General features: G+C 72.2%; 9 protein-coding genes. 5 read left to right on the top strand and 4 right to left on the bottom strand.

Features of this window, described 5'->3' with window-relative positions; genetic code table 11:
- Positions 1-167: 167 nt before the first annotated feature.
- The 3 genes from MZTS_RS16910 to MZTS_RS16900 all read right to left on the bottom strand — a co-directional run bounded on the left by MZTS_RS16910 (position 168) and on the right by MZTS_RS16900 (position 3,322).
- The gene (locus tag MZTS_RS16910; RefSeq protein WP_009867452.1) at positions 168-1,640 is read right to left on the bottom strand and encodes an FAD/NAD(P)-binding protein; all 1,473 of its coding nucleotides are present in this window, start codon (positions 1,638-1,640) and stop codon (positions 168-170) included.
- A gap of 122 nt (positions 1,641-1,762) precedes the next feature.
- The gene (locus MZTS_RS16905) at positions 1,763-2,119 is read right to left on the bottom strand and encodes an ABC transporter permease subunit (RefSeq protein WP_009867451.1); all 357 of its coding nucleotides are present in this window, start codon (positions 2,117-2,119) and stop codon (positions 1,763-1,765) included.
- A gap of 213 nt (positions 2,120-2,332) precedes the next feature.
- Positions 2,333-3,322 carry a LysR substrate-binding domain-containing protein gene (locus tag MZTS_RS16900; protein WP_009867450.1) on the bottom strand — a complete coding sequence of 330 codons (990 nt, stop codon included), beginning with the start codon at positions 3,320-3,322 and terminating at the stop codon, positions 2,333-2,335.
- A gap of 654 nt (positions 3,323-3,976) precedes the next feature.
- On the opposite strand from MZTS_RS16900, the gene MZTS_RS16895 reads away from it, so the two are divergent.
- Genes MZTS_RS16895 through MZTS_RS16875 form a run of 5 tightly spaced genes read left to right on the top strand, consistent with a single transcriptional unit; the run spans position 3,977 to position 11,586 of the window.
- Complete coding sequence (locus tag MZTS_RS16895) at positions 3,977-5,371, top strand: SWIM zinc finger family protein (RefSeq protein WP_192284720.1); 1,395 nt, start codon at positions 3,977-3,979, stop codon at positions 5,369-5,371.
- Positions 5,372-5,379: 8 nt separating this feature from the next.
- Complete coding sequence (locus MZTS_RS16890) at positions 5,380-6,993, top strand: DUF5691 domain-containing protein (RefSeq protein WP_343068783.1); 1,614 nt, start codon at positions 5,380-5,382, stop codon at positions 6,991-6,993.
- Positions 6,990-8,090, top strand: coding sequence for an ATP-binding protein (locus MZTS_RS16885; RefSeq protein WP_192284718.1), 1,101 nt, complete (start codon positions 6,990-6,992; stop codon positions 8,088-8,090). Before MZTS_RS16890 ends, MZTS_RS16885 begins: the two co-directional genes overlap by 4 nt.
- Positions 8,091-8,098: 8 nt before the next feature.
- Complete coding sequence (locus tag MZTS_RS16880; RefSeq protein WP_192284717.1) at positions 8,099-10,423, top strand: DUF5682 family protein; 2,325 nt, start codon at positions 8,099-8,101, stop codon at positions 10,421-10,423.
- Positions 10,420-11,586 carry a VWA domain-containing protein gene (locus MZTS_RS16875; protein ID WP_192284716.1) on the top strand — a complete coding sequence of 389 codons (1,167 nt, stop codon included), beginning with the start codon at positions 10,420-10,422 and terminating at the stop codon, positions 11,584-11,586. Before MZTS_RS16880 ends, MZTS_RS16875 begins: the two co-directional genes overlap by 4 nt.
- A 63-nt stretch (positions 11,587-11,649) precedes the next feature.
- On the opposite strand, the gene MZTS_RS16870 is transcribed toward MZTS_RS16875, so the two are convergent.
- Positions 11,650-13,794, bottom strand: a complete 2,145-nt coding sequence (locus tag MZTS_RS16870) for a helicase-related protein (protein ID WP_192284715.1) — start codon at positions 13,792-13,794, stop codon at positions 11,650-11,652.
- Positions 13,795-13,846 lie beyond the last annotated feature (52 nt).

Raw genomic sequence — 13,846 nt, 5'->3', positions numbered from 1 at the left:
CCGTTCTCATAGCGAGGCACCTCTCCGGCTCTGCCGCGTCGCGTGGGCGGAAGCCTGCTCTGACCGGGGCCGCTCGCGGACGGACGGCCCCCTGGAATCTGTCGTGAGCGCCAGCGGCAGAGGCGGCGGCGTCCACCTGTCGCGACGGCCCGGCGGCCGGGCAGCGATCATGCCTGGACCTGCGGCGCGGCGCAGCCGGAAAGGCGGGCCTCGAAATCGTCGGCCACGTGCAGTTCCGGCACCGCGTAATCCGCGAGGAACGGCAGGAGGCCGCCCTCCGCGTCGAGGAGCAGGCGCCGCTCCACGCCGCGCACGAGGCGCGGCAGGGCGTGGCGATGGCCGCTGATCGAGGTGGAATGCGGTCCGTGGCTGACGATCGAACTCACGTTGAAGGCGAAGACCCGAGCGACCCAGGCATCGTCCGCCGTCCTGGGCAGGAAGGCGAAGTGGCGGTCGAGATAGGGCAGGCTGGCGAGGCGCTCGTCCGCCTCCTCGGGCGCGGGGCGGAAGCGCTCACCCCAGAGCGCGACCTTGTCGTGCAGGGTCGCGAGTTCCGGCCGTGCGGCGAGGTCGACCGCCATGCCCGTCGCGAGGATCAGGTGGTCGAAGACGAGGGGGCCGGCGGGCGTGTCGACTTCGATGGCGCCGTCCCGCTCGCGCAGGCCGAGCCAGGGCGTGGCCGGCCGCAGGCGGAGGCCCGGCTGCGCGAGCGCCGTCTCGAAGGTCCGCAACGGCGGCGGCTGGTCCTGGCGGCGGAAGAAGCGCGCGATCCGCCAGCGCGTCTCGTCCGCCAGATCCGAGTAATGGGTCATCAGGGCGGCATTCTCGAGCGCCCGGTGCGGGTTGATCCGCGGCAGACGGGGGCGGCGGAAGCAGAGATCGACGCTCGCCGCTCCGGTGCGAAGCGCCGTGATTGCGTTGTCGAAGGCGGAGGCCCCGTGGCCGAGGATGCCGATCCGCGCGCCCCTGAGCCGCTCGAAATCGATCGGACCGTTGCTGTGGTCGTAGCGGTCGCGCGGCAGGGCGTCGGACACGAAGGTGGGCACCCGCCACGCGCCGGCGCCGTCGAGGCCCGTGGCGAGCACGACGGTGCGTGCGAGATGCCGCTCGATCCGCCCCTCGCGCCGGACGGTGAGGGCGACCAGCGCGCCCTCGGGGGCGACGTCCAGCACCTCGCTGCCGTGCCGGACCGGCAGATCGAAGACCGCAGCGTACCAGTCGAGATAGGCCTTCCATTCGGTGCGCGGGATCGCCGGGAGGTCGGCCCAGGCCTGGGCGCCGTGGCGGCTCTCGTACCAGCGGCGAACGGACAGATTGGGGACGTTGAACTCGGATCCGACCTGGGTCTTCGGCGATCGCAGGGTTTGCATCCTGGCAAAGGTCGTCCACGGCCCTTCCGCGCCGGGGGCGGCGCCGTCGAAGATGCGGATGTCCGTCAACCCGTCCCATTTCAGCGCCGCCGCCGCGATGAGGCCGGACTGACCGGCGCCGACGATGGCGACCTCGGCGACGTCCGCGGGGCCCGGCCCGGTGAGCGCGGGCAGCCAGGCCGGGGCGGGGAAGCCGAGGGCCGCGAGGTCGTCGCGGGCCGCGCGCGTCAGGTGCTCGGGCGTCGGAAGGGGAGGGGGCGAGGTCGACATCGGCGATCCTTGAGGACAGGGCGGAGCCGCGCCGGCGGCCACGGCGGAAGAGGTCGGAGGCGATGATGGTCGCGGCCGTCAGGGCGAGGACGACCCGCATGGCGTTGAGGGCGGGCTTCGGCTCACGCCGGAACTCCGAGGCGACGATCAAGGATAGGGGCTGGACGCGCCCGGCCAGGCACATCGAGACGGTCGGGTCGCCCAGCGGCCAGCCGCCGGTCGAGGCGGATGAGCATGGCCAAGACGATCACGGTGACGATTACGGTGGTGAAGGGGAGCGCCATCAGCGTCTGGGCCGCGATCAGCGCGGGCGCGCCGCGGGAGAGGCCGGTCCAGCTCAGCAGCACGGTCTTCGGCACCAGGAACGGCAGCAGCAACAGCCCGGCGAAGACGAGGCGCCCGCGCAGGCGCGGGGCAGCGAGGCCGAGGGCTGCGCAGGGGCCGGCGCCGATCCCGCCGAGAGCCCTGCGCCGATTCATGGATGCAGACATCATCATCCCACCGCCCCTTGGCGATCCGATGCCGGTTGTCTTGGAGGAGGAAGGCGCCTTCGCCTATATCGCGAACACAATACCGGGTATTGGCGTTGCGCTGCTGCGGGCGAACCAATTGAAATTATATCGACTTAGTCGGAATGTTGCCCGCCTTGCCATCGATCCCATGCGGCGCCCGCGCGATGATCGATGGGGCGGTCAGACCGCGCAGAGCGGCATGGCAGACCTCGCTTCGGTGTCGGGCAGGGCCGGATCAAGGGCGCGGATATCGGCCGCGACCGAGCGGATGGTGCGGCGGAGCCAGGCATGGGCCGGCGAGTGATGCTTGCAGTCGTGCCAGAGCATGTAGAAGCTCATGCGGCCGAGTTCCTCCGGCGCATCCACGAGCGAGAACGCGAAGGACTGCGCGATCTGCTCGGCGAAGTGGCGCCCCGTCGTGAACAGCAGGTCGGATTGGGCGAGCATGTAGGGCACCATCGCGTATTCCGGCACGGTGACGGCGATGCGCCGCTTCAGGCCGAGCTCGATCAGACGCCCGTCGATCGGGCTGAGCTGGGCGTTCCGGTCCGAGGTCGGCGAAAGATGCCCCTCGGCCAGGAAGTCGGCGAGGTCGATCCGTCCCTCCCTGCGCGCGAGGCGATGGTTCGGCCGCATCACGCAGACGATGTCCGTGCTGAGCAGCGTCGAGATGCGCAGGTGGCTGGGCGGCTGCGGCCAGTTGCCGATCACGGCATCGATCGCGCCTTCCGCCATCTGGCGCAGCAGATCCTCCATCGGCGGCGTCTGGCCGACCTCGACCGTGACGCCGGGGGCGGCACGGCGGATCGTTCGCACCAGGGGCGGCAGGAAGACCGAGCCGAGGCAATTGTTCGCCGCCAGCCTGAAGGTCCGATCCGAGTGGGCGGGATCGAAGGTCGGGTGCGGGGTGAGGCGCGCGTCGATCTCTGAGAGGATCGCTTCGAGCGAAACCTTGAGGTCGAGGCCGCGCTCGGTCGGAACGAGGGAACCGCCGTACCGCACCAGGAGCGGATCGCCCAGCATCTCGCGCAGCCGCTTCAAGGCCAAGCTCACCGTGGGCTGCGCTTGGCCGAGGCGTTCGGCGGCGCGCGAGACATTGCACTCGGTCAGAAGCACGAGCAGCGTGCGCATCGCGCGGACATCGAGGGTAGCGGGGGCGACTTTCTTCATGGGGGCGCTCGTTCCGGGCTCGGGCCAGGCCGTTCGACGGGCGGGTGCAAGCGCCGTGCAAGAGCCCATTCCGCCGGCATGGCGGCCGGTTCGGCGCAAGAAGGCTTGCTGGAGCAGGAGCCCGGACAGGCGGCTCAATCCTGATCGTGAGCGCAATCCCGATCTTGAGCGAAGGAGGATCCGGCATCGAGAAGAGCGGCAGGTCCCGGTCGATGATGCCAGAAGGGCGAGAGGGAAGACCGAACACCCAACGGGGGCGTGCTTTGTAGCCTGCCGTCATGCGCAGTAAGCAAGAGGCGAGGTGGGTTTCCGTCGAGTGTCGCCGGCATGATCGTCACGTCGGATGGGGGCTGAGAACGCCGACGATGCCCTGTGATGGCAGGGTCGATCATCCGGAGAGGCGATGGCCTGAGGCGAGATCGAGCACCCTGGTCGTCCGCACAGCGCCTCCCGAGGGCATGCCGGCCTTTGATCGGGAATAGAATAAGAAAATAAAATTCCGGATCTCGGGAAGGTCGAAGGCGTGAACCATCTCGAATCGGAACAGACTAAAGACGCTTTAAATTCCGATGAGTCAAGGTTGATCGGGTGACGGAAGGCGGTAATCTGAGGCGCTCGTCGATTCGATGATCGGAATACCGACCGCCCCGACGCATGACTTTGACGACTGCTCAGATCCTCGATCTCGCGCCTGACGCGGCGAGCCGTAAGGCGGGCCAAGCTCAGTCCAAGCCGGCCAGTTGGCTCGGCCTCGGCCGGGCGGGGACGGTGATCTGGGGTGAGATCAAGGGCAGTGGGGCGAGCCCCTACCGCACGGTCGCGGATCTGGCCGGCCCCGCTTCGAAATGCACCTGCCCGAGCCGCAAGTTCCCCTGCAAGCACGCCCTCGGCCTGATGCTGGTCGATGCGGCGGCGGCGATTGCCGAGGCCGAGCCGCCGGATTGGGCCGCCGCCTGGATGAAGGGGCGCGAGAGCCGTGCCGCTGCGGCCGAGACCCGGGCGCAGGCGCCGGTCAAGCCAGTCGATGAAAAGGCACAGGCCAAGCGCCGGCAGGCCCGCGAGGATCGGGTCGCCGCCGCCCTCGACGAGGTCGATCTCTGGCTGCGCGACCTGATGCGGCGCGGGCTCTCCGCCCTGCGCAGCGAACCTTACGCCTTCTGGGATCGCATGGCCGGGCGCCTCGTGGACGGTCAGGTTCCCGGCCTCGCCCGCCGCGTGCGTGCCCTGCCGGGGCTGATCGCCGCCGCGCCCCAGCCCGGCGCCTCCCGGCCGGAGGCGGCCCTCGGGCTCGGCCTCGGCCGCCTCGCCCTGCTGGTCCGGGCTGCGCGCCGCCTCGATGCGCTGGCGCCCGAGCAGGCGGCGGGCGTGCGTGCCGCCCTCGGCTATTCCGTCACCGCCGAGGAGATGGCGATCCGGCCGGGCCAAACCGACGACTGGGCGGTGCTGGCGCACGCGATCGAGGAGGAGGATCGGCTCACCGCCCGCTCCGTCTGGCTCGTCGGCCGGGCGAGCGGCGCCCTGGCCCAGGTGCTCGATTACGGCAGCGCCGGCTCGCCCCTGCCGCCGGCCCCCGCCGCCGGCCAGGACTTTCGCGGCGCGCTCGCCTTCCTGCCCGGTGACCCGCCCCTGCGCGCGGTGTTCCGCGAGGGGCGCAGCGGCCCGGCGGCGGAGGCGGTGCTCCCCGGCGCGGCCAGCGTCGCGGCGGCGCGGGACGCGTTCGCCGAAGCGTTGGCGCGCGCCCCCTGGACCGAGCGCTGGCCGGTGCGGCTGAAGGGCGTGCGGCTCGGGCGCCTCGCGGCGACGGGCGGCACGACAGATCACAAGGCAGGTCACCGGCCCGCCTTCGCGGCGGGGGATGCCGGCGGATGCCTCGCGCTGCGGGCCGATCCGCGCCTGCCGAGCCTGCTCGCGGTGGCGGCGGGCCGGCCGGTCGACCTGTTCGGCCTCTATGACGGCGCCGGCCTCAGCCCCCTCGCCCTCGTCTCGGAAGGACGCCTCTACGCGATGCCGGCGCAGGGCGCGCAACCGGTCCTGCTGCAGGTGGCCTGATGGAGGCCGTGGACCGTTCCGCCGCCCCGTCGGCCGGCTTCGCCGCAGATGGCTGGGAGCCGACGCTCGCCGCCGCGCTCCTCGGGGCCGAGCGGGCACCGCCCGCCGTTCCCGGTCCGCTTGCCGATCTCGTCGCCGCTTCCGGGGCGGCGGCCGATCCCGGTGCCGCCCTGCTGGCGCGGCTCGCGGCGGAAGGCATCCACCATCTCGCCGGCACCGGATTCGGGCCGGAGGCGCTGGCGCCGACCGAGCCTCGGGAGGCATTCGGGCCCGAATGTCCGCCCGCCGCCGCGACGCGGCTCTACGGCCTCCTCGTCGACGGCCAGGCCGCACGCAACCGCGTCGCGGAATGGTTCGACCTCGCTGCCGCGGCGGGGCTGCGCCCTCCGGCTTGGCTGTTCCAGGCGCTGATGCTCCACCGCGACAGCCTGCCGGCGACAGCTTCCGCCGTCGTCGGCAGTGAGCTCGCCTGGCTCGCCCGCGCCTGCGGCGAGGCCCCGGACGAGCCCCTCGTCGGGGCGCCGGACGTGTCGGACTGGACCACGGGAACGCTGGCCGAGCGCCGCGCCGCCTTCGCCGCGCTGCGCGCGCGCGATCCCGAGGGCGCCCGCGCCGCCCTGGAACCGGTCTTCCGCAAGGAGAAGGCCGATCTCCGCGAGGCCCTGGTCCATGCGCTGGAGACCGGCCTGTCGGCGGCCGACGAGCCCTTCCTCGAAGCCTGCCTCGACGACCGCGCCGGCGGCGTGCGGCTCGCCGCGCAGCAACTGCTGCAGGGGCTTCCCGGCTCGCGCTACGCCGAGCGCATGGCGGCGCGGGCACGGGCCGCGCTGAGCATCGAGAGCAAGCGCCGGCTGCTCGGACGGAGCACGCACACGCTCGTCGTCACCCTGCCGGAGGAGAGCGCGGAGCTTGCCCGCGACGGCGTCGAGGCGAGCGACTGGGAGCGGCGGGGCGGCGGGGCCCGGGCCGCCCTTCTGAGGGCGATCCTCGCCCGCGCGCCGCTCCACGCCTTCGCCGACCACCCGCCGCGGCTCTGGATCGAGCTGGCCCTGCGCAGCGAGTGGGCCGAGCCGGTCTTCCGTGGATTGTTCTCGGCCACCGCGCGTGCGCGCGACCCGGCCTGGACCGAGGCGATGGCCGACGTCACGGCCGAGGCGTCCGAGGGCAGGATCTCCGGCGTCCGGCGCACCGACGAGCTTCTGAGAATGTGGGCGGAGGCGCTCGCGCTCCTGCCCGGCGCCGAGTGGGAGGCCCGGGTCGCGGCGCTGATCCGCGCCCGCAAGATCGAAGGAGTGCTGGCCGTGCTCGGCTCCGGGCCGGAGCACTTTTCGGAACCCTTCAGCGCCGCCTTGCTCGATTGGCTCGCCTTCGTCACCCGCGGCTCGGATGCCCTGCGGCGCGACCTCGCCAAGCCCTGGGTGATCGCCGGTCTCGGCGACCGGCTCTGGCCGGGCGACGACACAGCCGCCTCCGCCGCCGCCATCCTGGCGCGCCTGCCGGAGGAGGAGGGCGACCGCCTCCGCACGCAACTCACCGGAATGACCGGGACGCTGGAACTGCGCGCCGCGATCCGGCGCGACTTCCGGCCGGAGACCACAGTAGGGGGGAACGCCCGAGGATGACATCGACCAACGGAGTCAAGGCCGCGCAGCTGCGCCAGGCCGCCGAGGATGCCTTCGCCGAGGAGATCGCGGCCCTGCGGGACTCCGACGACCGGCCGCGCCCGCCGAACTGGCAGATGTCGCCGCAGGCCGTCGTCACCTACCTCCTGGGCGGGCGGCTCCCCTCCGGCTTCGAGGTCACGCCGAAATATATCGGAGACCGGCGCCTGATGGAGGTTGCGGTGGCGACGCTCGCCACCGACCGGGCGCTGCTGCTCCTCGGCGTGCCGGGCACCGCCAAGAGCTGGGTCAGCGAGCATCTGGCGGCGGCGATCTGCGGCACCTCGCGCCTGATCGTCCAGGGCACCGCCGGCACCAGCGAGGAGGCGATCCGCTACGGCTGGAACTACGCGCTGCTGCTCGCCAAGGGCCCGAGCCGCGAGGCGGTGGTCGGCTCGCCGGTGATGCGCGCGATGAGCGAAGGCCGCATCGCCCGCGTCGAGGAACTGACCCGCATCCCCTCCGAGACCCAGGACAGCTTCATCACCATCCTCTCGGAAAAGACCCTGCCGATCCCCGAGCTGAACGAGGAGGTGCCGGCGCAAAAGGGCTTCAACCTCATCGCCACGGCCAACAACCGGGATCGCGGCGTCAACGAATTGTCGAGCGCGCTCAAGCGGCGTTTCAACACCGTGGTGCTGCCGCCGCCCGCCACCATCGAGGCGGAGATCGCCATCGTCGAGACGCGGGTCGCCTCGCTCGGGCGCGCCTTCGAGATTCCGGCCGAGCCGCCGGGGGCCGAGCAGATCCGCCGCGTCGTCACGATCTTCCGCGAGCTGCGCGAGGGCGTGACCGTGGACGGCAAGAGCAAGGTGAAGCAGCCCTCCGGCACGCTCTCGACGGCGGAGGCCATCAGCGTCGTCGGCAGCGGGCTGGCGCTTGCCGCGCATTTCGGCGACGGCCGCCTCTCGGCCCAGGACCTCGTCTCCGGGATCAGTGGCGCCGTGGTGAAGGACCCGGTGCAGGACGCCATCGTCTGGCGCGAATATCTCGAGACCGTGGTCAAGGAGCGGGACGGCTGGAAGGATTTCTACAAGGCCGCCCGCGCGAGCGCGTGACCTGAGCGATGCCCGACATCCGCCTCTTCGGCATCCGCCATCACGGCCCCGGCTCGGCCCGCTCGCTCCGGACGGCGCTCGACGGCTTCGCACCCGATTGCCTGCTGATCGAGGGGCCGCCGGATGCCGACGCGCTGATCCCGCAGAGCCTCCACGAGGCGATGGCGCCGCCCGTGGCGCTCCTCGTCTACCGGACCGACCGGCCGCGGGATTGCGCCTTCTTCCCCTTCGCGGCCTTCTCGCCGGAATGGGTGGCGATGCGCTTCGGGGTCGCGGCCGGCGCCGCCGTGCGCTTCATCGACCTGCCGCACGCGATCCAGCTCGCCGACGGTTTCGGCGTATCGGAGGCTCCCCCGGACGCCGCACCGATCGATGCCGATCCGGTCGCCGAGGCGGCGGAAGGTCCGCCCGATCACGGACCCGCCCCGGCAAAAGCCGCGATCCGGCGCGACCCGCTCGGTGAACTGGCGGCGGTGGCCGGCTACCCGGACGGTGAGCGCTGGTGGGACGCGCTGGTCGAGAGCCGGGCGGGCGCGGACGGCGACGTCTTCGCCGCGATTGCCGAGGCGATGGCGGCTTTGCGTGAGGGCGCCGAGTCCGACCCCGATGACGCGTTTCGGGAGGAGGCGCGCGAGGCGCATATGCGCGCGGCGATCCGCAAGGCGGCCAAGGAGGGGTTCGAGCGCATCGCCGTGGTCTGCGGCGCGTGGCACGTGCCGGCGCTCGCCCGCCACGACGCCAAGGGCCAGGCAAGCGCCGATGCCGCAACCCTGAAAAACCTGCCCAAGACCAAGGTTGCCGCCGCCTGGGCGCCCTGGTCCTACGAGCGGCTGGCCACCGCCTCCGGCTACCGCGCAGGGGTGCTCTCTCCGGAATGGTACGACACCCTGTGGCATCACGAGGGCCGGGTCGCCGCCCGCTGGCTCGCCCGCGCCGCCGCTTTGCTGCGGGACAACGATCTCGACGCGTCGCCGGCCTCGGTGATCGAGGCCGCACGGCTCGCGGAGGCTCTGGCGGGTTTCCGCGGCCGGGCGCGGCCCTCCCTCGACGACCTCGACGAGGCGGCCCAGGCCACGCTCTGCTTCGCCGATCCGGCGCCGATGGGGCTGATCCGGCGCAAGCTCGTCATCGGCGAGCGCCTCGGAGCCACTCCGCCCGACAGCCCCGGCACGCCGGTGGAGGCGGATTTCGAGGCGCAGTGCCGGCGTTTGCGCCTGAAGCCCGGCGCGGCGGCCGGCGAACTCACCCTCGACCTGCGCAAGGAGACCGACCTCGCCCGCAGCCATTTCCTCAACCGGCTGAGCCTGATCGGCATTCCCTGGGGGACGCGGCGGGAGGCGCGCGGTCGCGGCACCTTCAAGGAGGGCTGGTTCCTCTCCTGGCAGCCGGAATGGGTGGTGGAGCTGGTGGCGGCCTCGGCCGAGGGGGGCACCGTCGCCGAGGCCGCCGCCGGCCGGGTGCGGAGCCGCGCGCGGGAAGCGACCCGCGTCGCCGAACTCTCCGGCCTGATCGGCACGCTGCTCGACGCCGACCTCGCCGATGCCAGCGCCGAGGTGATCCGCGCGCTCAACGACCGCGCCGCGGTCTCGACCGACGTGTTCGACCTGATGGAGGCGCTGCCCCCCCTCGCCGAGCTGGCCCGCTACGGCTCGGTGCGCTCCTCCGACACCGCGCCGGTGCTCGCGGTGGTGCGGGGCCTCGTGCCGCGGGCCGCCGCCGGACTGGTCGCCGCCTGTCAGAGCCTCGACGACGACGCGGCGGCGGCAGCCAAGGCACGCATCGTCGCCGTCTCGGGCGCGGTCGCGCTCATCGAGGTGCCTGAGCTGAAGGCGCTCTGGCAGGAGGCCCTGCGGGCGCTGGCCGATCAGGAGCACGTCCACGGCCGCGTCGTCGGTCGCGCCGTGCGCCTGCTGTTCGACGCGCGCGCCCTCCCGGCGGCGCAGGCCGGCGAGCGCCTGCGCCTCGCCCTGTCGCGCGCCATCGGCGCGGGACCCGCCGCCGCCTGGATCGAGGGGTTTCTCGAGGACAGCGGCACGGTGCTGATCCACGGGCGCGAGTTGCTCGCGGTGGTCGACGCATGGCTCTGCGGCCTCGACGGGGACCTCTTCACCGAATTGCTGCCGCTGGTGCGCCGCACCTTCGCGACGCTGGCGCCGGCCGAGCGCCGGGCGCTCGGCGAGGCGCTGGCCCGGCCGGGCGAGGCAGCCCCCGGCGAGGGAGAGGGGCCTCGGGTCTTCGATCCGGCGCGGGCGGCCAAGGTGCTGCCGATCCTGCGTCTGCTGCTGGGCCCCGAGCCCGGACCTGCACACGAAACCACCGGAGATGCGGCATGAGCGGGAGCGACGCGGAACGCCTGCGCCGCTGGCGCCTCGTTCTCGGCGGCGGGGCCGCCGAGGGGACCGGCTGCACCCTGACCGAGCGCGACCAGCGCCTCGACGGGACGCTGGGCGCCCTCTACGATTCCGATCGCAAGGGAGGCTTGGGCGCCTCCGCCCCCTCCGTCCCGCGCTGGCTCGGCGACATCCGCGACTACTTCCCGGCCTCCGTGGTGCAGGTGATGCAGCGCGACGCCTTCGAGCGGCTCGACCTCAAGCGGATGCTGACCGAGCCGGAGATGCTGGAGGCGGTCCAGCCCGATGTCAGCCTCGTCTCGACCCTGATCTCGATGCGCGGCCTGCTCGGCGGGCGCACCCGGGAGACCGCCCGCCTCGTGGTGCGCAAGGTCGTGGACGCGCTGATGCAGCGGCTGGAGGAACCGCTGCGGCAGGCGGTGACCGGGGCGATCGACCGCGCCAGCATCAACCGCCGGCCGCGCCACGCCGAGATCGACTGGAACCGCACCATCCGGGCGAACCTGCGCCACTATCAGGCGGAGTACCGCACCATCATCCCGGAGACCCGCCTCGGCCACGGCCGCAAGAGCCGCGGTTCGCTCAAGGACGTGATCCTGTGCATCGACCAATCGGGTTCGATGGCCAATTCGGTGGTCTATTCGAGCATCTTCGGGGCGGTGATGGCCTCGCTGCCGGCGGTCTCGACCCGGCTCGTGGTGTTCGACACCGAGGTGGTCGATCTCTCCGACGAGATGGACGATCCGGTCGAGGTGCTGTTCTCGGTCCAGCTCGGCGGCGGCACCGACATCAACCGGGCGGTCGGTTACTGCGCCTCGCGCATCACCCGGCCCGAGGACACGGTGCTTGTGCTGATTTCCGACCTCTACGAGGGCGGGGTCGAGGCTGGCCTGCTCGCCCAGGCACAGCGTCTCGTCGGCGCGGGCGTGCAGGTGGTGGCGCTGCTGGCCCTGTCCGACGAGGGCGCGCCGGCCTATGACCGGGGGCTGGCCGCGCGGCTCGCCGGCCTCGGCGTGCCCGCCTTCGCCTGCACGCCGGACCTCTTCCCCGACATGATGGCGGCGGCGATCCGCAAGCAGGATCTCACCGCCTGGGCCGCAGGCGCCGGCATCGCCGCGGTTCCGGCCGCGGCGCGCGACGGGTGAACAATTCCGGCCTCTGCGGAGCGCGAATCCGGAGGCCCGTTCTGCCAGCGGCCTCCGGCGGCCTCACCGACTTCCGGCGGAGCGCCGGGTCCGGCGTTCGGCCTTGCGCGTCGCCGTCTCCCGCAGGTGATGCTCGATGGCATCGTTGGCGCGTCGGCGCATGTGCCGGATCGCCTCCACATCGTCGAACGTGTCCGGGAAGCGCCGTGAGAGCCAGAGATAGGCGCTGGCCAGCTTCACCGTGCGCTCCTGGTAATCCAGTTCGCCGGCAAGGCTGGCCCGCAGGGCGGGAACCGTCGCTCCGGCCGCCCGGGCCTGGCTCCAGCGTTCCAGCATGCCCATCGCGATCTCGTCGCGCCGGTTGATCGGGCAGACCGAGAAGGCGAATTTCTCCTCGATCGGCAGGCGGGCGCGGTCGATGGTCCGGGCGATGTCCAGAACCTCCTCCAGAGCCGAGGGCTGGAACGGCGAGCCCGCGTAGAAGGTGGCGCGCGCGAAATGCGTCATCACCTCGTAGAGGCTGTTCGTCCGCATCTCCTCCGACACGGAGCGGATCGCCGTCAGATCCGGGCGCACGTAGAAGCGCGTATCGGCGGCCGGCGCCGTGGGCGCGCCCGCCAGCGCGACCCGGATGGGCTCGATGGCGGTCTCCTCCGTCGCCGCGACGTAGCCGACCTCATGGTGTCCGTAGCGCCCGGCCCGGCCGGCGATCTGCCGGATCTCGGAATTCGTGAGTGCGCGCTCCGCGACCCCGTCCCATTTGCGCACGGCCGAGAACACGATCCGTTTCAGGGGGCCGAGATTGAGCCCCATGCCGATGGCATCCGTGGTCACCAGGACATTGGCCTCGCCGGATCGAAACCGCGCCGCCTCGGCGCGGCGGACCTCCGGCGACAGGGCACCGTAGATGGTCGCCACCCGGTGCCCCCGGGCCACGAGGATTTCCCGGTTCTCGTGCACCGCGCGACGGGAGAAGGCGACGACCGCGTCGCCCGGCTCGACCTTCTCCAGCGGGACCGCCTCATCCAGAAGCACGAGAGGCGACTTGCGCTCGAAGGTGATCACCTCCAGCGACTCGTTGGCCGCCTCGGCCGCGCGGCGGACAGAGGACAGGGCATCGTCCGAGCCGCAGACGATGACCGTCTTGGCCGGGACGCCGAACAGGGCATTGGTCCAGGCCCAGCCCCGGTCCGGGTCCGAGAGCATCTGGATCTCGTCGATCACGGCGACATCGATCGGGCGGGTCAGGTCGGCGGTCTCGATCGTCCGGGCCGTATGGGTCGGATCGGGCTCCCCCAGCACTTCCTCGCCGGTGACCATGCCGGCGCGCAGGCCGCGCTCGCGCAAGGCCTCGTAATTCTCCAGCGCCAGCAGCCGCAGCGGCGCCAGATAGGCGCCGGTGGAGGCGGCGGTCAGGATCTGCAGGGCGGCGTAGGTCTTCCCCGAATTCGTCGGCCCCATATGGAAGAGGATCCGCCGGTTCAGGCGCCGGGCCACCGAGAACTTCTCGATATACGCCCCGAACCCGACCTGATCCCGCAGGCGCCGCAGACGGGAGCCCTCCCGCGCCACGGCCTTGGCCCGTTGGCGAACCGGCGTCAGGGCATCGGAGAGAGAGCGGGCCAGCCTCGGACCGAAGCGGAACTGCCGGGAGCGCAGGGAACGATCCATGTGATCGAGATAGGCCGCGGCATCGGCCCCCACCTCGCGGAGGTCGGCGAGAATCTGGGAGCGCAGGCGATCGATCGGCTTGCGCAGCGCACGGGTGGTCTCGGCCGCCGTCTCCGCCACCGCCGCGCGCAGCTCGTCCAGGCGGCGCGTCGGATCGTTCCGCGCGGCCATTCCGTCGAGGATCCCGGTGGTGGCCGCATCGGGGGCGACCTCCACGCGGAGATCCATGCGGCCGGCTTCCAGCAGCGGAATGCCGACCCGGATGCTCCAGGTCACGGCATGGTCCTTGGTGACCGTGGCCTTGAGGGCAGGAACCGCCTGCCTGAGGGCCGGGATGCCGGTCTCCGCGAACGCCCTTGCCGCCCGCATCTCCCGCAGTGCCCGCGCGACCCGGTCGTCCTCCACCGCCGCCCCGAATTCCGGCAGTTCGAGATGGGCGCGCAAAGCTTCGAGATCGACGGCCTTCGGAGAAAGGCCGAGCCGTGCGACGGCCTCGATCAGGCTCTCGCTGGTGGGATGGAGACGCTTGCGCGCCATGGATCAACCTCCGCCGCCTGCGGCCGCACCGAATGTCCTGTGTGGATGGCTC

It is taken from the genome of Methylorubrum zatmanii (assembly GCF_014845115.1).
GTDB classification, from domain to species: Bacteria; Pseudomonadota; Alphaproteobacteria; order Rhizobiales; family Beijerinckiaceae; genus Methylobacterium; species Methylobacterium zatmanii.
Note: the sequence above shows the minus strand (reverse complement) of the source record. Positions and strands in the feature narration are given on the sequence as shown.